Raw genomic sequence first — 26180 nt, forward strand, 5'->3', positions numbered from 1 at the left:
AAATTTATAACAACTCATTCATAGCGACTGTTATTTTCTGTAGCTAGAACAGCGTAAGCATTATTCTTTGGGCTTCCAGCGTCGTAAAAGTAATGCGTTGCAGATAACACTTACACTGCTCAATGCCATAGCGGCACCGGCAATAATTGGATTCAAATAACCGAATACTGCTAGTGGAATACCTACAATATTGTAAATAAAAGCCCAAAATAGATTCTGTCGAATTTTATTGAATGTCCGTTTTGAAATATCGATTGAATTGGCAACAAGCGTAGGATCACCACGCATCAACGTAATGCCTGCAGTATTCATTGCTATATCACTGCCTGATGCCATTGCAATACTGACGTCTGCGGCAGCAAGAGCTGGTGCATCATTAATACCATCGCCAACCATGGCAATTGTCACATTTTGCCCCCGCAAAGCATTAATTTGTTCGGTTTTATCCATGGGTAAACTATTGGCGATATAGTGATCAATACCTAAGGCATTGGCTACAGAATAAGCACTACCGTCATTGTCACCGGTGATCATCACAATTTCTATACCGGCATTTTTTAGTCTCTGAATGGCATTTCCCGCCGTTTTTTTAATTTCATCATCAAAGGCGAGTAAACCAATTAACCTTGCATTAGGTGCAGACTCAGCCAGCCAAGACACCGTTTTACCTAACTTTTCTAGGCTGATCGCATTTTGTTCCAGCTCACTAATAGAAATACCACAGTCCTGCATGAGTCGACTATTACCGAGCAGTAGCTGACGTTCTTCAACCGTTGCAGATACACCGCGACCTGCTAAATTTTTTGAGTTATGTGCTGATTTAAGTACAATTTCTTGCTGCCCCGCCTCATTAATAACAGCAGTTGCTAGCGGATGGTTACTCCCCTGCTGCAGGGTAGCTGCCAACTTGAGCAGCGCTTTGTTATTGCCATCACAGGCAATGTAATCATAAAGGTGTGGTTTACCCGTGGTAAGCGTACCGGTTTTATCAAATACGACCGTGGTGATGCCATGCGCTGCTTCTAAGGCATGAGCATCTTTTATCAAAATGCCGTGCTTTGCCGCTACACCCGTCCCCGTCATAATAGCAGTAGGGGTGGCTAAACCTAAGGCACAGGGGCAGGCGATTACCATCACGGCAACAGCATTGATAATTGCACCTTGTAGATCGCCATTGTATAAAAACCAGCTCATCGAGGTGGCAATAGCAATGGTTACAACCAAGGGTACAAAAACCATACTGACTTTATCTACTAAACGCTGTATCGGCGCTTTCGCAGCTTGCGCGTTTTCAACCAATCTAATGATTTTGGCAAGCGTGGTTTCGATTCCAACAGCACTTGTTTTGATGAGTAAAAGGGCATCGATGTTAATAACGCCACCAACAACCTTATCGCCTATGTGTTTAAGCACAGGCATATTCTCACCGGTAATCATAGATTCATCTATATATCCTTCACCATCAACAACAATACCGTCCACGGGAATTTTTTCACCCGGTTTAACAACAACAATGTCAGCAATTTTTATATCACTAATATCAACGACGCGATCATTATTTTGAATGCGGATTCTTGCGGAATTTGGCCTCAGGGCTTGCAGTGCATGTATTGCCGCGGCGGTCTGATGTTTGGCCCGCTCCTCTAACCACTTGCCCAATAATACCAAAGTAATTACCAAGGCTGACGTTTCAAAATAATAGTGCACCATCTCGGCATTATGACCAAGGAGCAACTGCGTAACCAAGTTGTAAACACTTAGGCCATAGCTAGCACTAGTTCCGATGCTAACCAGCAAGTCCATATTCCCCGCTCTAGCTTTAAGTGCCAGCCAGGCCGAACGATAAAAACGCGCGCCAATATAAAACTGAACTGGCGTTGCCAGCAAAAATTGAAGCCATGGAGGCGGCATAATATCGATACCAAATGCGCTCAATATCATGCCAAACAATAGGGGTGCTGATAATAAGGTGGAGGCAATAAGAAGATAGGTTTGCCTGCTTAAAATTTGTGAATTATCACTAGCTCCCGCGGCGGATTGGTTATTGGACGTCTTTTCCTCGATAGGTACCGCTTTATAACCAGCAATGCTTATCGCTTCTATCATCGCGGCCATGGGTACAAGATTTTTAACAACATGAATATTCGCTAAGCCAGTAGCTAAATTAACATCCGTTTTTAAAACGCCCGAAATAGCGTTTAGTGCATTTTCTATACGTCCCACGCAAGAGCCACAGCTAATACCGCTAATTGAGAGGGTAATAACTTCTGTCTCCACGGTGTACCCAGAATGTTCCACCGCATCACATAGCGAATTAATATTGACATTCTCATAGTGACTAATAAATACCGTATTAGTAGCAAGGTTAACTTGAGCCATACTTACAGCACTCAAGCTATTTAATGATTTTTCTATACGACCAGCACACGAAGCGCAGTTCATTCCACCTATGTGCAGCGTAATACTGTGGTGAGGTGATGTCTGTGTGGGCATAAGGCTTCCAAAGCAACCATAGTAATGATGTTTAAAGACTAAAGCCTCCAATCATAGGAAGGTCAAGTTCTTACGCTTTATGTCTTTAGCTACTATTGCTACAGTGCTTGCAGATACTTCTTAAAAATAACAGTCCCAAACACCTTACAGACTACGGAAAAAATTCATGCTTCACGCTCTTTTGCTTTGCATAACGCTGGTTTCTGCATCGGCATACGCAGTTACCTCTGAACCCACTACGGCGGAGCCTATAGCCACAGGGCTTAGGTTTAGTATATTAAAAACCGCAGAGGCGGACGTATTGGAAGGTATGACCTATGCCGGTGGGAGTTTTTTTAAGAAAACAACCTTAAATCATATAGCGGTAATAATTGAGCACCCGCAGGGTAGTCTCTTGTTTGATACCGGCCTTGGGCGTCAGATAGACACCCAATACCGGTCGGATATGCCTTTTTGGGCAAAACCATTCTTGACGTATAACAATGTAAACCCAGCAATCGATCAGCTTCAGAAAGAGGGCGTAACACCGCCTGAACGAATAATTTTATCGCACTCACATTGGGATCATGCCAGTGGTGTGGTGGATTTCCCCAATGCAGAAATCTGGCTGCCCCAAGCAGAACAGCAATTTATTGCCAATTCGACAGCTCCCGCTGTACTCCATTCACAACTTAGTCCAGACACCATTCAATGGCACCCAATAGAGTTTGACTCAGAAGCCTATGAGAATTTTGATAGTAGTTTGGACTTATTCGGCGATAAAAGCGCAGTGCTTGTGCCACTACCAGGCCATTCTCCGGGTTCAGTTGGCTTATTTCTGACCACCCGAACTGGAGGGCGCTACTTTTTTATTGGCGATTTAATTTGGAATGCTAATGCACTTGCCACACAGGCGCCCAAGTTTTGGGCCGCCCGTATGATTGTAGACCATGATGCACAACGTGCTGCCGAGTCCCTTGCCCAAGTTGTTGGCAGTCAAAGTCAACTGCCGAGACTTGTCATTGTTCCAGCCCATGACCAATCGGTTCACGATAGCCTTGAGTATTTCCCGAACTGGGTGAACTAAAGGATGGTTAAGCCAGACTAAATTACGCTGCAAAACACCAAGCACCAAATAATTCCATCATATTGAGGTAAATAATGAAATACGCACTGAAAATAGGGTCGTATTTACTGCTACTCATTACGGCATTAATAATACCCGCCCAGAGTATTGCTAATGACGTCATCAAATATGACAAAGAGTTAAATGGTTTCAGCTACCCCTTCGAGGTTGAGACACTAACATTCAATTCGCAGAATCAAGTTTTAAATATGCGCTATATGGATGTTGGGCACGAAAATGCCGATAAAGTTATCGTGTTATTACACGGTAAAAACTTCGCTGGGTTCTACTGGAAAACCTTGGCGCTTGATCTGATCAAACAAAACTATCGCGTTATTATTCCCGACCAAATCGGATTTGGAAAATCCTCTAAGCCAAGCTCATACCAATATAGTTTTAGCCAGCTTGCATTAAACACTAAGCGTTTATTAGAGCATTTAAATATTTCTAATGCGGATATTGTAGGGCATTCAATGGGTGGTATGCTCGCCGTCACTTTTGCCGCTAATTACAGTAACATTGTCAATAAACTTATTTTAATAAACCCGATAGGCCTTGAAGATTACAGCGAGTATGTCGAGTTTAAAGACACCAATTTCTTTTACCAAAGAGAGTTAGCAACAACCTTAGACAAAGCAATTAACTATCAAAAGAGTAATTACTATGATGGCAAATGGTCTAGCAAGTATGAGGAATTATTAATCCCATTAAAGGGCATGCTCGCCGGTGATGATTGGAATATTGTTGCCTGGAATAACGCCTTAACCTATGGCCCCATTTTTTCTGAAAACATTGTTGGTCGGTTTTCTCAAATAAAAAGTCCAACCTTTCTCATTATTGGTACGCGAGATAAAACAGGACCAGGCCGAGCATGGCTAAAGAAAGGGGTGGAAAGATCACTTGGTAATTACGAACAACTGGGTAAAAATGCTCGAAACCTAATAAAAGGTGCCAAACTTATTGAATTAGAGGGCCTTGGACACATGCCACATTTTGAAGATTACGACGTATTTATGAAGGCTTTCCAACAAGGGATAGACAAATAAACCTTCCGTCGTACCATATACGGCAGTAGATCACATTTCGACTAGGACTTACTTTATCGATAGACATGCTCTGGTAGAGTAAAGGGATTCATACTGAAACATAGGATATTTTGAATGCCTCGGATCACTGCTGTACCAGGTATTATTGCGTTACTGGGGCGAATCATCGTTGGTCATATACTTACGCCTCGTAACAGTTTCTCAGTTCAACAGCGAATTGATGCGCTGCCATTGCGGGACGCCCCCTTAAAAGCTGAAATCACCATAAACTGGAACGACAATTTAATTCCATTTATTCAAGCTAATAATGAAAAAGACCTTGCAGTGGGATTAGGCATTAGCCATGCACATCTAAGATTAGGCCAGATCGAATTTCTTAAATACGTTAGTCAAGGCCGTGTATCTGAACTATTAGGTCCTATAGCTAATGATATTGATCACACCTTGCGGGTGCTTGATCTTGGCAAGGTGAGTAAAGAAAATTTCTCCGCAATGCCAGAGCAAACGCAACAATGGATGGAAGCTTACACAGCGGGAATCAACTATGTTATTGCCAATATGGCAGATGATAAATCACTGTGGCCAGCCGAATTCCAAATACTCAATGTTTGTCCTACACCGTGGTCAGTTGAAGACATCATGACACTGGCACGGTTAAATTGTGCTGATTTTACCTGGGGCTTATGGCCCAAGCTTTTACCTTTGCGCAAGCGCAATGATTGGCTGACATTATGGCGGCACCTAATGAAATTCGGCGGTGGGCCACCACCACTAACAACTAATGAGAAGATCACTGAGAACGACCCACTAGAATGGTTAAGTGGTCTTTTTGGTAAGCCGGGTGGTTCCAATGCGGTAGCCATAAACAGTGCTAAATCCTCACATGGCCACGCTTTACTCAGTGGCGACCCGCATCTTCCTATGGTGTTGCCCAATTTCTGGATACTGGGCGGCTTACATTGCCCTACATTAAAAACGGTTGGGTATATGTTGCCTGGTTTACCGGCTGTTATGGTTGGCCGTAGCCCTGAAATTGCTTGGGGCGGTACGTCTATGCACGCAGCATCTAGCGATCTCTTTGATGTTTCTACTCAAGCACCAGAAAACTTTAAACGCCGGACGGAAATCATTAAAACTCGGTGGGGTAAAAACAAAACCGTGGTTTTGCATGATTCGGAATTCGGTCCGCTCTTAACTGACGCGCCGATGTTTAGCAATAATGATTCACAAGCAGCTTCACCTGCACTTGCATTCAGATGGGTAGGGCATCAAGTCAGTGATGAAATAACAGCCATGCTTGGTGTGGCAAGATCTCATAATTTTAGCGACTTTCAATTAGCATTAAAGGACTTTGCCGTTGCAGGGCAGAATATGGTTTATGCTGATAAAGCAGGTAACATTGCCCAAGTTATGGCGGCACGATTACCCAGCCGCCCAATAGAGCGTCCTATTGATGTTGTTCTTAATATTGAAGAGCACGCATCTTGGTCACAGATGCTTGATACTCAGAACTTACCTACGCGATACAATCCAGCAGAGGGCTTTGTTGCGTCTGCAAATAATAAACCCGAGGAAGCTGGAGAAGTATTAATAAGCTGCTTTTTCTCACCCAATGATAGGGTAGAGCGCTTAAAAACACGCTTAAGTGAAGCCCCATCTGTAGATGAGAGTTTTCTTAAAGCTCTGATGACCGATGTTCAAAGCGATACCGGAATAAAGCTGCGAGACAAGCTATTACCATTAATAGAGGAAAAAGATAGCGTCACCTATCAAACCTTATCCGGGTGGGATGGTAAGTATACAATTGAAAGTGCTGGCGCCTTGGTATTTGAAGTATTGCTTTATCATTTTGCCCTAGCTTTGCATGGCAAAAACGATATCGACGTTTTAACCGTAAACTGGGATCCTCGAAGCTTGCTCATGGCAGACTTACAATACGTTCCAGCCACACGATTAACGCTGGCTCTTTCCGCAGCACTACCCAAATGTGATTCAGCATTAAACAAGTATCAATGCTGGGGTAATATGCATCGATTACGGATACAACACCCCTTGGCGGCGCTACCCATTATTGGCAAACGCTGGCGTTTTAGTGAAACTGCCATTGCCGGTGCAAATGAAACCTTAATGAAATCTGCCCATGGTTTCGCAATTAAAAAACATTATGTTGGTATGAGTTCAACCGCACGGTACTTTTTTGATCTAGGAGATCAAGATGCAAATTGGTTTGCCATGCTTGGTGGGCAAGATGGTGCGCTTGGGTCAGCCGCCTATACTGATCAAATAGAGATTTGGAATAACAATGAGATGATTCAAATTCCCTTGGATGTAAGCGAAGTGAAAAGCAGCTATCAATACTCCACCATTATTTCACCCTAGGTAAATCGCGTTAAAAGACATGAAGTGGGGCAGCGAAAAATTGTTATGAATCAGTTGTGGAAAATTTCACTGTGCATATATGCCTTGTTGTTTACTGGTCAGCTTGCAGCCGCGCCATTAACCATAGCCGTTGCATCAAATTTTACTGCAGCAATGACGGAGCTTACTCGTGAGTTTGAAAATATATCTGGCCACCAACTAAACGTATCCTACGGTTCATCAGGAAAATTCGTTGCCCAAATTCGTCACGGTGCACCCTTTGATGTTTTTCTTTCCGCTGATCAAGATAAACCCACGGTACTTATTGACAGTGGTTTAGCGCTTCCAGAAAGTCGCTTAACCTATGCTATTGGTGCCTTAGCTCTTTGGTCAAAAGATGAAACACTTCTCAATACAGGCAATGAGATATTGCTATCCAGAACGTTTAACAAGCTCGCTATTGCCAACCCTAGATTAGCGCCGTATGGTCTGGCGGCTGTGGATGTATTACGTCATTTCAACTTAGAAGACAGCACCCGATCATCATGGGTAATGGGAGAAAATATCGCCCAAACTTACCAATATGTCAGCACCGGAAATGCCGACATAGGATTTATTGCCTTATCACAAATAATGACCAACGGTCAGCTAGAAAGTGGGTCGGCGTGGCTAGTTCCTCCGGAACTCCATCGAACAATAAAACAAGATGCCATTTTGCTAAAAAGAGCCGGAAAAAATAAGGCCGCAATTGAATTTATGACTTTTTTGAGCTCAGTTAAGGCAAAGAAAATAATTAGTTCATATTCTTATAGGGTTAACTAATAATCTAAGATTGGTAACTGTTAACTCGGACCAACCCAGCTAAGCACCGTCTGCGCTGATAGCTGCCAATGGACCGTTATAATGTGACCTTTTAAAAATTGTGGCGAAAGATCACGCAGCAAGCGAAGGCTAAGCGCATTATGATTTATATCGATAGCGCAAACATCAACATCTAAAAAATCAAAATACCTGGCAACCGCTGGGTAGAGCACTTTAAATACAGACTCTTTGGCCGAAAAGATAACGGTTAATGCCAATGCTTCCTTGTCAAAATTAAGCGCGACTAAATCTAATTCAGCTGGGCGAGCAATACTTGCCGATAGTGAATGTACATCTGCAGCATCAATAATAGATTCAGCGTCAATACCAATTCCCGCACTGCCATAGGCTGCTGCAGGTCGGTGCATTAACAAACAATAGGCGCTGCCTTTATGGTGACTTATTGATCCAAACACCGTGTTAGGCCAGACAGGACTGCGGTGATTTCCAACAGGGACGGGTGCTTTGGGTAAGCCCAAGGCGTGAAATGCATGCTGGGCGGTTATTCGCCCAGCCAAAAAATCCGCTTTACGAACGTCAGTTGCTCTTTGTAATAAGGGTGGAAAATCAATGTTATAAGCGTCAAAAAGTGAATCACTATATTGCTTGGTATCAAAATCACAGTGACTACAAATACCGTCAAATTGCGGAAGGTGAATTAAAGAACTCTTCGCAATAAAACCAGACTCATACTGCAATAGGGCAGACACTTTTCTGGCTCTATGCTGCTGCAGTTGAGGGCGAATCATGTTTGAGTAGACCCCATTGCTCTAACAGGGAAATCGCCGTATCCACGCCATTTTCTTCAGCCACTTTTTGTGCAAGTTTATCGGCATTGATACGCATGCTTTCTTGGCTTGCATCTTCAATGGCTTTGGCTAATTGAGGTGCTGTTAATTCCGCTCGTTTTAACATTTTTGGTGCTACACCATTTTTTTGAAGACGCCATGCCCAAAAAGGTTGATCGCCAAAGAAGGGGACAACCACAGATGGAATTCCCGCTTTAATAGTGGCAGCCGTTGTTCCTGCGCCGCCGTGATGAACTGCTAAAGCAACTCTTGGGAATAACCAGTCATGTGGCGCGGCATCAATAACTAAAACATTTGGATTGTTGTTTGCCTGTGATGTCAGCCCACCCCAACCGGTAGCGATGATAGCGCGGCGACCAGAGAGTGCTAGCGCATCGTAAATTATGGCACTTAAATTGTCTGTATCATCACTCAGCATACTGCCAAAACCGATATAGATAGGCTTCTCACCGTTAGCAAGAAATTGAACTAACTCATCGGAAGGACACCATTGTGATTCCCCTTCTAAATACCAATTCCCACAAACTTGTACACCAATAGGCCAAGTCAATGAAGGCGGTAATAAAGCAGGGCTATACCCGTACAGAATACGACGGTCTTGTTTTTTTTGTCGGTAATAAGGTCCATACCAAGGCAATGTGCTTAGTTTTAATTCAGACCTTACTGGACTGTAGGCAGCACTCAACATGCGCCAAGTCACTGCTCTTAATAGGTGATAGAGCATTTCATTGATAAAACCATTTCTAGGCTTTTCAGGCGGGGTTAACATCATGGGCGGTATATCAGGGCAGGGCGTCACCGGTTGTAAATGTGTTTCTACAGCGGGAATATTGAGCGCTTCGCCCAAAGAGTTCGCTAAAACAGCCATCATGCCATTGCCTAATAAAAGGTCTGCGCCCTCTGCAGCTGCTAGACCTTCTGTCGCCCAATGTTGAGACATGTCTTTAAGGTGGCGACGCGCCGTTGTCATTAACGCCAATGGATTAAGACCACGTTGAATAGCTCGCGGGTCCTTTGCCATGACTTCAAGAAAGTCGGCGGTGAGAGGCGCATAGCTAAGCCCCTGACTTTTAACTAATGTCTCGCATGTTTTACCGCTAGCAATACAAACCTTATGGCCCTTCGCTTGTAAACCAAGCCCTAAGGCGATAAATGGACGAACATCACCCTGGGTGCCAATACTAAAAATAGTAATATTCATTTAAGCCTGTATTCACTCGTTGAGCAGACAATCTTGTTTAAGACGCTTTTTTAACCTTTTAGAGACTCAGCAATTAAAGGACCAATAAGCTCCAATGGTTCAGCATCAAACATTTGTTGATGATGGCAACTAACCTGATGCACCGTTAACTCTCCTACATGGTTTTGCCAAACTTTGGCATTGTTATGTAGTAAATCACCTAGCTCTGTTTCAGCCGTTTGCGATGCGCCAATGAACAACATGTCTGCATTGACTTTACCCGGCGTAAAGCTGCGTGAAATAGCTAGGTTGTTCTCAATTATTTGCCGAACGCCCTCAATAATATTGCTGTTACTTTCCTGCATTTCCTTAACAAAAGGCAAGTTGTAAATATCGTATTCACGACACAGAAGTTCAGTGAGATCTTTCATTGTTTCTGAACCGACAGGGAGTGCATCACTCGGAAGTCCCATAAATAATAGGGCGCTTTTAACTAAGTGGCTTTCTTCATCACAATTCTGATCTTTTTGAACATAGGGGTAGGCATCTAAAATAGCGAGATAATTAATCGTTTCGCCATCTGCCTCTAGCCTTCTTGTGATTTCATGGGCCAACAATCCACCCATAGACCAGCCCAGCAAATGATATGGCCCTGCAGGTTGTACTCGCCGAATGTGGTCAATATATTCTTTCGCCATTTCACCAATACTTTGCGGTAAAACAGTGGCGCTAGTCTCTAAGAACTCTGTGGCAAGCCCACGAGCTTGTATTCCATATAGGTTCTGATCACTACTTAAATGGCGAGCCAAACCTGAGTAAGCCCAACTTAAACCGATAACAGGGTGAATACAAAAAAGTGGGGCAGATGTGCCTGTAGACTTTAATGGTAATATCATACCGAGAGGGTCAACAGCTTCTTGCTTTTCAATTTGCTCACTAAGTTCTGCAATGGTACTTGCTTCAAAAACTGCAGCTAGAGGTATATCGCGCTTCAATAATTCTCTCAACTTGGCAACCATTCTTGCTGCTGTAAGAGAATCACCACCCAAGTCAAAAAAGCTATCGTTAATGCCGACTTGCTCAACTTCAAATACTTCACACCACAATGCAGCTAACTGAGTTTCTAACGGCGTTCTTGGCGCCACATACGCGTGGGCATTCTGCCATATTGGCTCGGGGAGCGCTTTGCGATCTAACTTACCATTAACATTCGTCGGGAATTCACTCACATAAATAAACATGGAGGGAATCATATAATCAGGCAAGGTTTGTTCTAGATGTTTTTTAAGTAGTGCGGTATCAATTGCCTGTAACTCGCCATTTTCTAGTGCTAAAGGTAATACATAAGCAACCAATTTATTATTGCCGCAAGGAGCTGCCTGCAAAGTGACTACCGCTTGTCTTACACCATCACAGCGTTGAATATTTGCTTCTACCTCTTCGGCTTCAACCCGAAAGCCGCGTATTTTGATTTGAAAATCATTACGGCCTAAGTATTCAAGTACGCCGTCATTACGCCAGCGAGCAAGATCACCCGTTTTATAAAGTCTTCCCTTACCAAATGGATTAGCTACAAAACGCTCCGCCGTGAGTTCAGGTCTATGTAAATACCCTTTTGCAACACCTTCACCACCAATATATAACTCACCAATAGCAGAAAGAGGGACTGGCTGCATTGCTTTATCAAGCACATAAACTGTCGTATTTTGAATAGGGCGACCGATTGGTGGTGAATCTAAATCATCGCCCTCTAAGCGCATGATGGTGGACCAGATAGTTGTTTCAGTTGGGCCATATAAATTGACAATAGGGTGGCCAAGTTTTCTCATTTTACGAGCCAATTGCGCAGGCAAAGCTTCGCCACCCACCAAGGGCCTAACATTGCGTAAGGCTTCATCCTCATCTGCGAGCAAGGCTTGCCAATGTGATGGTGTTGCTTGCATAACGCTTACATTTTGGTCTTGAATAAGCTTAACCAGCGCAGCAGGATCTTTCGCTACAACTCTGTCAGCGATAACCACTCGTGCCCCCAATATCAATGGAAGGTATAACTCTAGTACGGCAATGTCGAAAGCAACTGTTGTCAGGGCAAGTAATGTATCGTCGGTACTAATCTGTAATTCGGCCTGCATCGCCAATAAAAAATTGAGTAAACCTGAGTGGCTAATTTCTACGCCTTTAGGACGCCCCGTAGAGCCGGATGTGTAAATAACATAGGCGCTACTATCTCCTGTGACACAGTTAGAAACTGGCAAGGTATCTTTAACTTCTGGAAAAGTGATGGTATCTAAATTAATTACATGATTACTGTCTGAAAATTGAGTATTGCTAATACTAGATGTGGACAAGGTAAGAGTAGGTTTACCCTCCTCAATAATCATTGCTAAACGTTCAGCGGGAGCGCAGGGATCTAGGGGTAAATATGCGGCGCCTGACTTCATAATTGCCAATAACGCTGCTGGCATAGACTCATCTCGGGGTAACGCTACAGCAACAATATCACCAGTGCCAATATTACGATCAATCAACAACTGAGTTATTTGATCAACTTGATATTGTAGAGCCTGATAACTGATAGCTTTATCGCCGCTAGTGACCGCAATCGCATCAGGTGTACGCGCTGCTTGTTCAGTAAATAGTAGAGGTAGGGATGTATTAGGTAGAGGTACCGCAGTGTTATTCCAATCTACCAATAGCTGCTGCTTCTCAAGATCAGAAAGCAGGTTAATTTGACTGATTGGCGTCACAGGATCAGCCACAACTGCATTAATTAAGCGAACAAAACGATCACGATGGGTATCCAAGTCTGGCTGAGTATAAAGCGCTGGGTTGGCATCAAAATCGACTCTCAGGCCGTCATGCTCACCTCGGTCATAAATAAAAACCGTTAAGTCTTCGACAGTGCCATTAGAAATGTTGTGGGCAAGACATTGATGACCGCCAAATCGTAAATCATAATCAAAAGGCTCAATATTTACGCCAACCCAAGATATTTGCTGGCCTTGACCAAGCAAGCCCAGTTCGCGACGAATATCTTCGTAGCGGAACTGTTGATGACGAAGAGACTGACGCACTGTTTTAGATACTTGTGTGGCTAAACCGGCCAAATTTAATTGATCTGTCATTGCAAGGCGGATAGAAACAGCATTCGCCATCATCGACGGCGTGCTACGCATATCTCTGTTTGCGCGTGCGGTTACCGGCATACCAAACACCAAATCATCAGCGCCTGTCATACGATAAATATAAGCTGCAAATAAGCTAATTAATACTTGGGGTACGCTAGCTCCAACATCCTTACTCAGGATACGAAGCTCAGCACTTGCAGCAGTAGAAAGCCGTGCCGTACTTCTGCGCAAGCCACCGGCGCGTACCGCATTATGTCGTGTTAGCGAAACGGGGTCAGGTAAAGACTTTAATTGCTCTAGCCAATAAGCACGATCACGTTCATAACGAGGCGAGCTTTTATAGTGCGCTTCTTGCTGATGTTGCGCATTTAAAGATAAAAAGGGATTGGGTCCTGCATCACGATTATCAACTAAGGCGTTATATATTTCGGCACAGCGCTTAGAAAGAATGCCAGCACCAAAACCATCTAACACAACATGATGACTACGCTGATACCAAAAATAGCAGTTTTCATTAATTTTGAACAAGGCGCAAAACCACAGCGGGTCACAAGCGAGGTCGAGCGGTTGGCTAAGATCGTCCATCATCCATGCCTCAGCATCAGCACGGGGATCTTTAGCAGCACTCATATCAACAAAGGGAAATTCACCCTTATATTTATCGAGTATTATCTGCTGAGGGCCATCTTCTGTATCATGAATTTCAACACGCGTTGTTTCAGCTTCTTGAGTGATTTGTTTTAGAGCGGCAATGAAATTGCCTACATCAATATCGCCAAGAATTTCACAGTATTCCGCAATATTATAGACAGCATCTTTTGGGCCAATTTTTTCCCCAAACCATAAGCCACGCTGGGCCTGAGCTAAGGGTAAGAACTTTGTTTCCGGCGAAACCAGCGTACGCTGACTTGAACGCTCAATCTTTAATTCTTTAAATGCTTGCACAGATTGAGCCGCTTTATCAGCGGGATGAGCTAGTGCCGTAAGGCCCGATTTTGCGGCAATGCTTTCAGTCATGGAGCTGCTCTCAAAAGTAGTAATACGTTTACTTAAGCAGACGTAAACTAACAAATAGTTTTGTCTGGAATCACAGCGTCTTACAGGATACGGAAGAGCATATTGTCTAATTCAAAACATGCTTGGATGAACTCAATATTGATGTCGACTTGTAAATTCATGACAAAAATATAGATAACAGCACTAGCACGTCCCGCTAAATTCCCCGTTCTCCTGCTGTCGGCTGCAGATACATAATACGTATTTATACCTACACTATAGTGTGACATAGTCCTCAGGAATGACTTTTGATTACATATAATTAACCTAAGAAATCACCGTAATACACAATATCCACGATGTGTGCAGTGCTCATATTCTATATATGTGTAATAGTGTTTGTGTGTCATAGTGCTTTTTATCGCGCAAACAAGCAGTTAGTGTTCTAAAAACACCTAAACGTTACCGTCGGTTAATAAAACAATTAAGCTTAAGAAGGCGGCATTTCCGCTGAATAACGGCTAGCAACCGAGGGTCTTATGGGTTATTTCAACGCGTGTTTTACGAGATTATTTAACTTGTCACTGTAATTACGCAAAACAGGGTTCACATTTTTTCTTTGTTTTACTTCAATGGAATCTAATTGACCTATAAGGGGTAAATCTAAAAGGCCTTCGAGGGAACGTATAGACTGAGCAGGGTCAGAAATAAGCGATTCGTAATCAATTTCAATTGCACGATCAGGCGGCATCGTTGACACCTCTTTTTTATAAACAGCCACTTGTCTCGCGACCTCTTTCGCCAATAAACCACGCGCTAAGCGCGCGCACATCTGGCGTCCAAGCACTTTGCGAAATGCTTTAAGACACACCCACACAGCATAGCCCTTACGATAGGAACGTCGACCATTGCCATCATCAAGTAAGATTTCCAAATAATCTTGTGGCCCCTCTAAATAAGACAATAAGGCATTCAACATACTATTTAGAACAGAAATAGGTTCACGCGATATATAAATAAAACGCGCATCGGGGTAAAAGCTCAATATTTCCTCAGCATTGCCGGTATCCCAAGGATTTTTTAATAAAACCGCTTGTTTACCAGGGTTTACTGCTAATAATTTTCTACATATTGTCGAAAATAACGGCACATTATCAGCATTTAATTTAAAAGAACCTGATTTTTTCCTAAGCAGAAAACCATATTCTTCTACGGCATCAGCATCTACATGTGTCCCATCAATATTGCGATCTTTAACACCAAGAGCAGTAAAGTAGCTATTAAGTCGCTCCTTATCGCTTATGTCCGCGCCACTTTCCTCATTGTTAAGTAAGCGATCAAAATATAAAAGGTGGTACAGACTTAAATGAGCAACTGGAAAGCACTTAGCAACACAATCGTATAAGAAAGTCGTTCCCGAACGGTGCAAGCCCATAATAAATACCGGACGAAGAGGGAAGTGCTTAATACTTTCCAATTTATCGGCATCTTCATTACACGTCGGAAAATTCGGGTCTATCATTGCATTCATGGTGTAATTCAGCATTCTATTAAGGCGAGTAAAGGAACAGGCTATGTCTCAAACAATGTGAAGTGTACGCAAAATATAACCCAAAAAACCTGACCTTGTTAACAATAGTAAAGTTACTGCACTTAAGTACTACTTTTTAAAGGTGATCAAATTTGGAAAGAAACCGCAGTTTAAGAGACAGTGATCAGGATTTGTGCTTGTTCCCTCTATAAATTGCACTAACAAATTGACCTAAATTAGAAAGGACAAAAAAACATACATTAAGTAAGGCTTGGATAAACAAAATAACACGCTCCTGCAAAATTCCTTTACATATCAAACGTTTCTATCCTTACCGCTAGAAGCACGCTTTTTATCATCAGTCTGTACATACACTGTATCAGTCGTAGACATACTCGCATGGCCAAGGTCTTCAGAAACATCTTTAAGTGCACGACCTCGTTCAATCTCTAAACTCGCACCGGTATGCCGAAGCCAATGTGAGGTTGCTTCTTTAAAATTGCTGGCATTGTCTTCACCGTAACGCAATTTCATCTGTTCGTAGGCTTGATCAAACACCTCTTGAACTAGCCGAGAAAGTTGCCTTGCCGTCATCCCGCCACGACCGCGAATTTTTTCGATAATAGGGTGGTTTTCACCAGTAACTGGCAGCTTATTTAGCCCGCGGTGGAGCCGATATCGGGTTAAGTAGCTTAGAAAACTAGCTGGTACCGTGATGTCTCGAACTTTTCGGCCTTTTCCATAGATTTTAAGCCACCAATTATTGTCATTATCCCTCCAGAAATGGCTCATTATAGGAGACCATTCTTTGCGATCTGAGTACTCGGATATACGCAAAAACAAGGTTTTTAGGGATGCGATAAGAAATAAGCTTCGTTCGTACCTAGAATCGTCATCAGCCATGGAAGTTGCGACGTCCAAGAGGAAGTTCCATTGGTCTTCAGTTAGCCGTTTTACATCTTTTACCTGGGTATCCTTAATGAAATATCGGCAGTCTTTTTTTGCTATTTGCACGGGGTTCCCATAGCAGTATTCTTCATCGGTAAGATGCTTATAGAAGGCATTTATGGCGGTAAAGGTAGATTGTAAAGTTTCTTGTGATGGACGATATTTTTTCTTGTCAGGTTTTGACTCGTCACCTTTGGCGACCATTAATTTGAAAGGAGTCCATTCGGTATTACTGGTGTAAAAACCACCTTTGATTATAAATTTGTCCACATTGGAATAACTGATCCACGTTAATGGCGGCTTCCAACAAAAGTCGGCAAACTCAAGAATGTCAGCTTTTCGGTATTCATCAAGAGGTTTGTCTTTAATAAGAAACGCCCAAAGCAGAAATTTTTCAACTTCAGACCGGAATCGCAAGTACGTGTGCTCTGATTTGTTCCGACCAATATAGGCAACTTAACAATATCGACCAAAATGTTGCGTGTTAATGAGGTCCGGCCGGCAAAAGTGTTGGATTTAGCCACTTCGATCGTAAATCACTGATTATATTGAATATTTAGTCAGGTTGAAGTTTGTAGCCAATTGGCACCACTGCTTTAGTCAGATCAAGCTCAAAGCTCCCCAGTCTTCCAAGGTGCGCTGTATGATACGGTGAGAACTTGGCCATATGCTCACGTTTAATATCATAGCCTTCTTCTCGTAATTCATTAAAAGCTTTGGTCATGGCATTGACGTTATACAGGATAGCGACGTTGGCAAGCAGATGATTGTATTTTACGATCTTGTTTTGCTCATGCTTTAAATTGGCAGCGATTTTCCCGCCATTTGCAAAGAATAACCATCTCGCAAACTCATTAAACTCCTCACTCTTACATGTTGCTGCTTGGATTGTTTTACGTAAGTCGACATCGGTAATGTACTCCAATAAAAACATTGTACGAACCACCCTTCCAAGTTCTCGGAAGGCAAAATACAGCTTGTTTTTACGGTTCTTGGTGCCGAAGCGTCGCAATATGGTTGATGCCGTGATTTTTCCAGCCTTCACCGACATAGCTGTTCGGAGCATATCTGGGTAATGCTTCTCGATACGATCCCATCGTATTGGCTCATGAAATAACGACTGTATATGCTGGAGAACCATTTCCCTGTCTGGCTTGTAAAATGTTAGATCCTTAATATTTCTAATGCGGGGCATCAACTTGATTCCAAGCAGATACGCCAGTGCAAATACGGGTGTGGATTGAGCTTGGGTATCGCCATGTACTGTATCGGGTTTAAAATCGGATTCGTCGTTAAGGAGTCCATCCAAGATATAGATCGCTTCATACACGCCACAGGGTATAAAGTGGCTAAACAAGGCAATATAGGTATCTGATACGTGATAGTAAGCAATACCGCCGAAACTACCGTATCTCAGGTGATATTCTGATAATAAATTATCTTCATAAAGATCCCATAGTTTACCATCGGCTGAAACACTATTACCCGAACCCCAGCACTCAATAAGACCAAATTTTTTGTACGCGTTATTCACTTTAACGATGGCTTTATCCAGCCTTTCTGGTGTCGTTCGTTTAAGATTGAGCCATGCAACTTGCTTACGGCTAATTCCTCGAACTGATCGTTCGGTTTCAGTCGGCCCAATGTTGGTGCCATAACAAAACAGAGAAAGGACAAATCGCAATAACGGGTCATCGATACGCGATTCAAATCCAGACAGTGGCCCGAATAGTTCATTTAAAGAAAGCCATTTTTCTACGTTAATAATGACCTCAAGTAGATTGATTTTTTCAAGCCGTTCCGCGAGTAGCGGTGCAATCGCTTCAACTTCTGCTGAGGATTCGTTAGATTTTGGCTTGCCGATAATTAACTTGCCTTGTTCTATTCGGACGTATTCGTCATCTGGGAACACACTATCAGCCAAGACGCAGGCTTCTTTCATTTGCACCTTCAAGGCTTCGGTGAAAGCCGTGTCACCGGCGACCAACCCCAGCTCACTACAATAACCAGGCAATTCTTCTTCATACTGTTCCCACGAAATCATTTGTTCGCGGTAGTCGTCGAAGGTTTCACTGTGAGGAATAAACAAGTCGCCCGTACTCAACTCTTCTGCAATACGATCAAATACACACAGTTCAAAATTGTGTTTGTTGACGTGTGTAACGTGAGCTGTTTTTGATGCCTTACCCGTAACCAGCTTCCACCACTTGTCCCGCACCCATCGAATATTAATAATATTTTTGCTATCTGGGTCTTCAGGGTTTTCTTTTATTTGGAGTAGTTCCGTTCGTCGATTTTTACACTCTCGGATAAATTCAAACGCCTTCAAAACGTCTTTGTCTTCAGTGGCTGATTCTAAGTTCAGTATTTCTATGGCTCGAAATAATGCCGACCGCTGTTTCTTGTAGAGCGGTACCATGAAGGGTAAGTAATTGTTTCCCGCGTAGGCCATGTATTGATCGCACATCTCCAGTATTGTCTTCCCGTCCTTGGCGAGAACAGGGTCGAATGCGGATACCGAATCGGGCTTATCAAGGTAAACTTTAACCGTCCCTGACAGCACGGAAATGAGCCTGTCAGTTTGTTTCTGATGATGCGCCAGATACTCTTCGAGGTTTTTTTGTGCTGTGCGGTCGATCTTTTGAAGCGTTTTAATGACAATCTGTGCGGCACTGTCGAGAGTTTGCGCGTATTGATGTCGAATTAACACAATCATCAACGCCGAACGTTTGTTACTTTTGAGTCTTTTTATTTCTTTTAGATCAAGAGCTTTAGCTTCGTTAATGTACTGGCGATGCTTGGTCGGAGGAAGCCCTAGGTCAGTTGGCAACATAGTTTGCAATGACGAAAGCCACTCCAAGTAGCGAATGTACGCTTGAATATTTCGTGGGGTTGGTCGTTTTGCCTCGTGCTTTAAATCAGTCCAGCCATAACTATCAGGTCCTGAAGCATTCAAGAGTTTATTGACGGCCGCTCGACCTTCAGAATTCAGAAAATTCGACAGCAGGTCAAAGTACCTATTGTTTATCTCGGCGCGAGCACTTTGACATAAGCGTTGAAGTACACTGAACGGGGGCAGCTCATACTTTTCTTTAACCAAATATTCCAAGCTGACATTAATAATATCTGCCAACGCCTCTTTGGTTTTTGCGGCTTCTAAAGCCCATTGGAAAATCAAAACACCCGTTGCGTCATTATCGTAGGGTTTAAGCCCTAAGTATTTCCGAACCAACTTAATATGCCGGTCTTTAGCTCCTGAGCTGAAATATGTATTCAATTCAGTCTTAGACGATCGACTGCGAACAGCCTTTTTAATGTGTTCGATAATGCCTGTAGGAATATCTTTGATGGGCACAAATCGTCCCAATCGTTGTACTATTTTCAGTTGTACCAACAAGCCAAGGTAGGAGGCACTACTTCGCTTACAGTGCTTAATGGCGAAATTTAATTCCTTACTCGTTGGTGTGTAGACTTCATTCAGATCCTTTTGCGAAAATTCTTGCTTCAGTCTCGGGTAGGCTGTCTGATAAATAGCGACCATGCTGTTAGACCTTAATCAACGTCTGCTTTCGTTGTTTGACCATTCGCGAGTAACTGTTGCGAAAAAGGATCGGCGACTTCAATGTAACGCATGGCTGATTGAACATCTTTCCAACCAACGTATTCCATCAGGGACTTTGTATCCCACCCCTGAGTATTGGCCCAAGTAGCGAAGCCGCGACGTAATGAATGACTACTAAAAAACTCAGCCTCATCGATCTCTGCTCTTATACAACACTGTTTAATAATGCCAAGAATACTCACAGGGTGCAGTGCCGTGTCCGCAATATGCCCCCAACGATTAATTGAACGAAATACGGGTCCTTTGCCTAGCTGTGCCGCGTGAATCCAATCGAGGTAGGCCTCAACAGGGCAAAGTTGTTTGAGTGCTGGGGCTTTGTAGTGTCGCCCTAAGCGTGAATGATCGCCTTTGCTACGCGGGACGAATATTTCCATACCTTTGCCTGACTCAGCCTGTACATGTTCAACACAGAGACGGGCCAATTCGTCACTGCGAAAAGCTCGCCAAAACCCCATGAGCAACAAAGCTTTATCACGGATAGCTTGCAAGCCGTTTATTTGAGATCCGTTTTGAACCGTTTGATCTAAGGTGCTTATTAATTGCTTCAAATGATGCAGTTGGATAGGTTTAGCTTGTTTGGGGGTTGTTGGGTGCAGCTCAGCGATACCCTTAAGCACCTTTTTAACGTGGGGTGCTTTTGTTGGGTCTGGAAATCCCTGATCTTGGTGCCACGCTGCAATACCGGCTAGTCTTTGCCGTAGGGTGTTAATGGACAAACTATCGGCGTAGTCCGCTATGTAGTGGGTAATACTGTCGGCGGTCGCAGGGAGAAATCCACCCCACGACACTTCAAAATGCTCAATCGCGGCGCGATAGCTTTTTCGGGTGTTATCTCGCGTTGCTGCATGAAGGTAATCTTCAATATTGGCCAATCGTGTCACCTATCTGTTACTAATTATGTATTTTCAAAAGTTGTTCAAATTCTGTAGCTTACCGAAGATCGTCCTTTATTTGAGCGTGTCGCGACAACTTTCATCCTCAAACTCGAACTCAATAGTGGTGTGTTCAAGGTCAAAATAATCCAATTCATCGGCAATCTTTTGTTTCAAATTTAACTGGTGGGATAAGTCCATCGTATGTGATAACGCAAGGTGTGCTGTTAACACATGATGCTCACCGTCCAATGACCACAAATGAAGATGGTGCACGTCTTTTACACCCGCTAATTTCTTAAGAGTTTCTGCAATCTGATTATGAAGTTTTTTATCTGGTACTGCCTGTAAAAATAGGAGCCCGGTTTTCCATAAATTGCGAAAGACATTAAAGGCAATAAATAGGGTGAAACCAATAGATAAAATGGGATCGAGTATTGGCCAGTCAACAAACATAAGTACGATAGAGACAATGAATACTGCTACCCACCCCAAGACGTCTTCTAACAAATGCCAGTTTAAAACCCGCTCATTTAAGGTTTTTCCTCCGCTGAGTTTGTACGCAGCGAATCCATTCACGGCTATACCAAAGATAGCCATACCGAGCATACCTTCAGCGACAGGCATTTCCGGGTTTTGCAGGCGAGGTATGGCTTCACTTAGCACCCAAAGGGAGCCAGCAACCAATACCATCCCATTTATCAAAGACCCTAATAGCGAAAAGCGTCTGTAGCCGTAGCTAAAATTTCCGCTTGCGGGCTTATTGCTCCAATATGATAAAAACCAGGCTAACCCAATCGACAGGCTGTCGCCTAAGTCATGTACCGCGTCCGCCATGATCGCTGTACTATTAGTAAGCCAGCCACCAATGAATTCAATGATTGTAAAGCCGACATTGAGGAAAAAAGCCCAAGCAATTCTTGAACTTGAATCATCACTATTATGTGCGTGACCGTGGTTATGCATTTCTTTTCCTTGCTTGTTATCCAGACGCGGCAACGTTTTTGCCGCGTCTTTCATTAAGGACGATTAGTTATTAGCCTTCACAACTTTTAGGCGATCATTTTTATGAAACCAATGATAGAGAACGGGTAACACGAGCAACGTTAGCAAAGTGGAGGAAATAATCCCGCCGATAACAACGGTGGCTAACGGGCGTTGAACTTCTGCTCCGGTACCTGTGTTTAATGCCATTGGCACGAATCCAAGACTGGCTACCAATGCAGTCATTAATACGGGTCGCAAACGCACAAGCGCGCCCTCTGTTACTGCAAGCATCAAGTCACCTTTCTCGTGCCACAGATCACGGATAAACGCTAGCATCACTAATCCATTTAGCACCGCAACTCCCGACAAAGCGATAAAACCAATTCCGGCGGAAATGGACATAGGCATGCCACGCAGTGCCAAGGCTAAAACACCACCAGTTAGAGCTAATGGCACACCACTGAAAATAATGAGGGCATCCTTCAGTGACCCAAAAGCCATCACCAACAAGCCAATGATAAGCAGTAAAGTCAACGGTACGACGATAGACAATCGTTTACTCGCAGATTCGAGTTGTTCGAAGGTGCCGCCATAGTCAAGCCAATACCCAGCCGGAATATCTACCTGTGACGAAATTTGGGCCTTTACATCCTCAACAAACCCGCCAAGATCTCGACCACGCACGTTGGCTGTAACAACAATGCGGCGCTTACCATTTTCACGACTGATTTGTGCCGGTGCAGGCGAAATATCCAAGGTGGCAACTTCAGACAAAGGAACATAGTCACCGTTTGGTAACGGTACGGGTAAGAATGCTAGGCGTTCGATATCTCGCCGAACAGTTTCCGGTAAACGAACTACCAGCTCAAATCGCCGATCCCCTTCATACAGTATTCCTGCACTTTCACCGCCAATTGCTGTCGCTACCCACTCTTGCAACTCGGAGACATTGAGACCATAACGCCCCAACGCAGTCCGTTTGGGAATGACTGACAAGGTTGGCAAGCCAGTAACCTGCTCAACTCTCGCATCGGCGGCACCATCGACTTTACTCAGTGTTTTTAAAATATCATTGGCCGTGACAACTAGTTGATCCAGATCATCGCCGAAAACTTTGATACCCAAATCAGCTCGAACGCCAGAGATCAATTCATTGAATCGCATTTGAATGGGTTGGGTGAATTCGTAATTATTGCCCGGTAATTCTTCGAGTGATTTTTCCATTTGCTCAACTAATTCTTGCTTAGTAAGCGATGGGTCTGGCCACTGTGAACGCGGTTTTAAAATCACAAAATTATCGGCGACATTAGGCGGCATGGGGTCAGTCGCCACTTCGGCGGTACCGATACGCGCAAACACTTTATCGACTTGAGGAAAGGATTTTATGCGTTGTTCAAGCAATTCCTGCATTTCCACCGCCTGCTCCAATCCGGTACCCGGAATTCGCATAGCGTGCAATGCAATATCACCTTCATTAAGTTGCGGTACAAACTCGGAGCCTAACGTTGTCGCTAACCAAAGAGAGGCCGCAACCAGTACAGTTGCACTGCCTACAACCAACCAGCGAAATTTTAATGCGAGTAACAACGCCGGTTCATACGCAGATTTTGCGCCGCGAATCACAATCCCTTCTTTTTCGCTGATTTTTCCTTTTAAGAATACCGCTACAGCGGCAGGCACGACCGTTAATGACAGCACCATAGCTGAAATTAGTGCCATAACGACTGTTGCCGCCATAGGGTGGAACATTTTCCCTTCAACACCGGTCAATGAAAAAATGGGGATATACACAACGGTAATAATTGCTACACCAAAAAGACTGGGACGAATGACTTCGGCTGTCGCTTCGTAAACCACGTTTAATCGTTCACGTAAATCCAATTGTCCTGCGTGCTGCGCGTTGGATAAACGACGGATAGCATTTTCTACAATAATCACTGCGCCATCGACAATTAACCCAAAGTCTAATGCCCCCAAACTCATCAAATTAGCGGACACACCTGTTTTGACCATGCCAGTAATCGTCATTAGCATGGCTAGTGGTATCACCGCAGCTGTAATCAATGCCGCACGGAGATTGCCCAATAATAAAAACAATACGGCAACAACAAGTATTGCGCCTTCTAGAAGGTTCTTACTTACTGTGGCAATGGCTTTGTCGACGAGCGCCGTACGATCATATACAGAGGTCGCTACTACACCTTCAGGAAGGGATGCTTGAATAGTCTCAAGGCGCAGCGCCACATCGCGTGCCACTGTACGGGAGTTTTCACCAATCAACATCATGGCCGTACCCAAAACTGTTTCTACACCATCCTGTGTTGCAGCGCCTGTTCTTAGTTCCTTGCCAATAGCGATACTCGCAACATCAGATACCTTAACTGGAATTGTATTATTCTCAGCGATAATGACGTTGGCGATATCTTCTATGGTTGCTAGCTGCCCAGGTGAACGAACTAATAGTTGCTGACCGTTTCGCTCAATATAGCCAGCGCCGCGGTTACCGTTATTGGCCTCTAGCGCTTGAACGATATCTTCCATTCCAACATTGAAATGCAACAGCTTTTGAACATCAGGGGTTATATGATATTGCTTGTTGTAACCACCAATACTGTTGACCTCTACAACGCCCTTAACCTGTGCAAGCTGTGGTTTTATGATCCAATCTTGAATCTCACGTAATGCAGTAGCGTCATAAGGCTTGCCATTAGCATCTACGGCGTCAGGCAAGGCTTGTACCGTATACATGAATATTTCTCCAAGCCCAGTAGAAATCGGTCCCATCTCTGGTTCCATGCCTGGAGGTAAGGCACTCTTTATTGCGCCTAATTTTGTATTAATTAAGTTTCTGGCAAAATATATATCGGTGCCTTCATCGAAGACGACGGTTACCTGTGAAAGACCGTAACGAGATAAGGATCGGGTATAAGCAAGATTGGGTAACCCAGCCAGTGCTGTCTCTACCGGATAAGTAATTCTTTGTTCTGCTTCCAGGGGTGAATAACCCGGAGCTGAAGTATTGATTTGTACCTGAACATTTGTAATGTCTGGAACAGCATCGATAGGGAGTTTTTGATAACTCCAAAAACCTATACCGACAATCAGAAAAATACTACACAAAAATAATAAACGCCGCTCGATGGCAAGGCGTAAAATGGAATTAATCATCATATACCCCTTAGTGTTCGTGCTCGGCTTCGGATTTTTCGATGTCAGCTTTTATTAAGTAGCTGTTCGCTATTACATATTGGGTGCTTCCTTGAATACCCGATAATACTTCTGTAAATTCGTCGTCGCTGCGACCTAGAACGAGCGGAGTAAAGCGGTAGTCGTCATGCTCTTTGACAAAGATTCCGGTGCGCCCCCCCATAGTTTGCAAAGCCGAATTCTTGACGGCGATCGGTGCCTCAAATTCGTTGATGACAATCTTCCCTTCAACCATCAATCCAGGAAACCAATTATTTTTAGTGTTATTGATTTTTGCTCGCACAATAAGATAAGGCGAATCTTCTTCGGCTGGCAACATGTGAGAAATACGCGAATCGATACGCTTTTCACCTGCCGTTACATGAATGGGTTGGCCAATGTTAATCGATTGTTGTTGTGTCGAAAAAATACGTAAATCTGCCCACAATGATTCAAAACTTGCTATCGAAAACAGCACTTGCTCCTGTGTCATTTCCCCTTTGTTGGCATGACGTTGAATAATTGTGCCGCCAATCGGTGCACGAACATCGTAGCGCTTTAAACTCTCATTGGATTCAATGACGGCAAGCAGATCGCCTTCCTTAACTTGATCGCCAATATTGAACGCCACAGACCGAACAATACCCGGAAATCGTGCACGAACATGACTGGTGCTCTCTGGCGCCGTCGTCAAACGCCCATAGGTTGTGAATGTTTGGTGGAGTGTTTGCGATCCAGTTTGCGCGATTTCAATACCCACCTTTTGAGCCATGGCGTCATTAATTTCAGTCGAGTTTTCCTCGCCGTGTCCGTGCTCATCCTCTTCTCCATCGTCATGATGTGAGCCTTCATCGTGATCATGCTCTTTCTCTGCATCATGACCATGCTCATCATCATCGTGATTTTCTTTATTACTATGTTTCTGATCGTGGGCCTCTTCGTGCGCACTATCTTTGGAGTGTTTGTGATCGTGCTCTTCACTAGCCTGGACGGCAGCAGTAAGGCTTGTACAAAAAATGATAAAAAATAAAGCAAATGTCTGTTTCATTGTCTAATCC

The 26180-nt window shown here is 43.6% G+C and carries 16 protein-coding genes; 4 read left to right on the forward strand and 12 right to left on the reverse strand.

Features of this window, described 5'->3' with window-relative positions; translation table 11 throughout:
* Window positions 1–60 precede the first annotated feature (60 nt).
* On the reverse strand, window positions 61–2493 hold the full coding sequence (locus AELLOGFF_RS08175) for a heavy metal translocating P-type ATPase (RefSeq protein WP_159268293.1): 2433 nt from the start codon (window positions 2491–2493) through the stop codon (window positions 61–63).
* Window positions 2494–2659: 166 nt separating this feature from the next.
* Here AELLOGFF_RS08175 and AELLOGFF_RS08180 point away from each other — a divergent pair, with 166 nt between their 5' ends.
* The 4 genes from AELLOGFF_RS08180 (at window position 2660) to modA (ending at window position 7824) form a co-directional block, all read left to right on the forward strand.
* A complete protein-coding gene (locus AELLOGFF_RS08180; RefSeq protein ID WP_159268294.1) occupies window positions 2660–3559 on the forward strand; it encodes an MBL fold metallo-hydrolase in 900 nt (299 codons plus the stop codon).
* 74 nt (window positions 3560–3633) lie between these two features.
* Window positions 3634–4644 carry an alpha/beta fold hydrolase gene (locus AELLOGFF_RS08185; protein ID WP_200842622.1) on the forward strand — a complete coding sequence of 337 codons (1011 nt, stop codon included), beginning with the start codon at window positions 3634–3636 and terminating at the stop codon, window positions 4642–4644.
* 114 nt (window positions 4645–4758) lie between these two features.
* Complete coding sequence (locus AELLOGFF_RS08190) at window positions 4759–7023, forward strand: penicillin acylase family protein (protein ID WP_159268295.1); 2265 nt, start codon at window positions 4759–4761, stop codon at window positions 7021–7023.
* Window positions 7024–7068: 45 nt separating this feature from the next.
* Window positions 7069–7824: a molybdate ABC transporter substrate-binding protein gene (gene modA, locus AELLOGFF_RS08195; RefSeq protein ID WP_159269327.1), complete on the forward strand. Its 756-nt coding sequence runs from the start codon at window positions 7069–7071 to the stop codon at window positions 7822–7824.
* Window positions 7825–7844: 20 nt separating this feature from the next.
* On the opposite strand, the gene AELLOGFF_RS08200 is transcribed toward modA, so the two are convergent.
* The 11 genes from AELLOGFF_RS08200 to AELLOGFF_RS08250 all read right to left on the reverse strand — a co-directional run bounded on the left by AELLOGFF_RS08200 (window position 7845) and on the right by AELLOGFF_RS08250 (window position 26170).
* On the reverse strand, window positions 7845–8612 hold the full coding sequence (locus tag AELLOGFF_RS08200) for a 4'-phosphopantetheinyl transferase family protein (protein ID WP_159268296.1): 768 nt from the start codon (window positions 8610–8612) through the stop codon (window positions 7845–7847).
* Window positions 8584–9873: a glycosyltransferase gene (locus AELLOGFF_RS08205; protein WP_159268297.1), complete on the reverse strand. Its 1290-nt coding sequence runs from the start codon at window positions 9871–9873 to the stop codon at window positions 8584–8586. Before AELLOGFF_RS08205 ends, AELLOGFF_RS08200 begins: the two co-directional genes overlap by 29 nt.
* Before the next feature lie 50 nt (window positions 9874–9923).
* Window positions 9924–13997 (reverse strand): non-ribosomal peptide synthetase, encoded by a 4074-nt coding sequence (locus AELLOGFF_RS08210; protein WP_159268298.1) that lies wholly within the window; start codon window positions 13995–13997, stop codon window positions 9924–9926.
* An 80-nt stretch (window positions 13998–14077) separates the two neighbouring features.
* Window positions 14078–14266: a hypothetical protein gene (locus AELLOGFF_RS08215; protein WP_159268299.1), complete on the reverse strand. Its 189-nt coding sequence runs from the start codon at window positions 14264–14266 to the stop codon at window positions 14078–14080.
* A 254-nt stretch (window positions 14267–14520) separates the two neighbouring features.
* Entirely contained in the window at window positions 14521–15507 is a 987-nt protein-coding gene (locus tag AELLOGFF_RS08220; protein WP_159268300.1) for a sulfotransferase family protein, read from the reverse strand.
* A 315-nt stretch (window positions 15508–15822) separates the two neighbouring features.
* The gene (locus AELLOGFF_RS08225; protein WP_235035623.1) at window positions 15823–16872 is read right to left on the reverse strand and encodes a tyrosine-type recombinase/integrase; all 1050 of its coding nucleotides are present in this window, start codon (window positions 16870–16872) and stop codon (window positions 15823–15825) included.
* A gap of 139 nt (window positions 16873–17011) precedes the next feature.
* Window positions 17012–19996: a Tn3 family transposase gene (locus AELLOGFF_RS08230; protein ID WP_159268301.1), complete on the reverse strand. Its 2985-nt coding sequence runs from the start codon at window positions 19994–19996 to the stop codon at window positions 17012–17014.
* 11 nt (window positions 19997–20007) lie between these two features.
* Entirely contained in the window at window positions 20008–20949 is a 942-nt protein-coding gene (locus tag AELLOGFF_RS08235) for a site-specific integrase (RefSeq protein WP_159268302.1), read from the reverse strand.
* A 75-nt stretch (window positions 20950–21024) separates the two neighbouring features.
* Window positions 21025–21915: a cation diffusion facilitator family transporter gene (locus AELLOGFF_RS08240; protein WP_159269329.1), complete on the reverse strand. Its 891-nt coding sequence runs from the start codon at window positions 21913–21915 to the stop codon at window positions 21025–21027.
* 63 nt (window positions 21916–21978) lie between these two features.
* Window positions 21979–25104: an efflux RND transporter permease subunit gene (locus AELLOGFF_RS08245; RefSeq protein ID WP_159269330.1), complete on the reverse strand. Its 3126-nt coding sequence runs from the start codon at window positions 25102–25104 to the stop codon at window positions 21979–21981.
* A 10-nt stretch (window positions 25105–25114) separates the two neighbouring features.
* Window positions 25115–26170 carry an efflux RND transporter periplasmic adaptor subunit gene (locus AELLOGFF_RS08250; protein WP_159268303.1) on the reverse strand — a complete coding sequence of 352 codons (1056 nt, stop codon included), beginning with the start codon at window positions 26168–26170 and terminating at the stop codon, window positions 25115–25117.
* Window positions 26171–26180: the final 10 nt, after the last annotated feature.

The sequence above is a fragment of the Zhongshania aliphaticivorans genome (assembly GCF_902705875.1).
Classification (GTDB): Bacteria; Pseudomonadota; Gammaproteobacteria; order Pseudomonadales; family Spongiibacteraceae; genus Spongiibacter; species Spongiibacter aliphaticivorans_A.

Bases quoted from the DNA above. Each gene is read 5' to 3' on its own strand.
- AELLOGFF_RS08205 (WP_159268297.1), bottom strand. From the start codon at position 9,873: ATGAATATTACTATTTTTAGTATTGGCACCCAGGGTGATGTTCGTCCA.
- AELLOGFF_RS08220 (WP_159268300.1), bottom strand. From the start codon at position 15,507: ATGAATGCAATGATAGACCCGAATTTTCCGACGTGTAATGAAGATGCC.
- AELLOGFF_RS08185 (WP_200842622.1), top strand. From the start codon at position 3,634: ATGAAATACGCACTGAAAATAGGGTCGTATTTACTGCTACTCATTACG.
- AELLOGFF_RS08190 (WP_159268295.1), top strand. From the start codon at position 4,759: ATGCCTCGGATCACTGCTGTACCAGGTATTATTGCGTTACTGGGGCGA.
- AELLOGFF_RS08250 (WP_159268303.1), bottom strand. From the start codon at position 26,170: ATGAAACAGACATTTGCTTTATTTTTTATCATTTTTTGTACAAGCCTT.
- AELLOGFF_RS08210 (WP_159268298.1), bottom strand. From the start codon at position 13,997: ATGACTGAAAGCATTGCCGCAAAATCGGGCCTTACGGCACTAGCTCAT.
- AELLOGFF_RS08180 (WP_159268294.1), top strand. From the start codon at position 2,660: ATGCTTCACGCTCTTTTGCTTTGCATAACGCTGGTTTCTGCATCGGCA.
- AELLOGFF_RS08245 (WP_159269330.1), bottom strand. From the start codon at position 25,104: ATGATTAATTCCATTTTACGCCTTGCCATCGAGCGGCGTTTATTATTT.
- modA (WP_159269327.1), top strand. From the start codon at position 7,069: ATGAATCAGTTGTGGAAAATTTCACTGTGCATATATGCCTTGTTGTTT.
- AELLOGFF_RS08215 (WP_159268299.1), bottom strand. From the start codon at position 14,266: ATGTCACACTATAGTGTAGGTATAAATACGTATTATGTATCTGCAGCC.
- AELLOGFF_RS08230 (WP_159268301.1), bottom strand. From the start codon at position 19,996: ATGGTCGCTATTTATCAGACAGCCTACCCGAGACTGAAGCAAGAATTT.
- AELLOGFF_RS08200 (WP_159268296.1), bottom strand. From the start codon at position 8,612: ATGATTCGCCCTCAACTGCAGCAGCATAGAGCCAGAAAAGTGTCTGCC.
- AELLOGFF_RS08240 (WP_159269329.1), bottom strand. From the start codon at position 21,915: ATGCATAACCACGGTCACGCACATAATAGTGATGATTCAAGTTCAAGA.
- AELLOGFF_RS08175 (WP_159268293.1), bottom strand. From the start codon at position 2,493: ATGCCCACACAGACATCACCTCACCACAGTATTACGCTGCACATAGGT.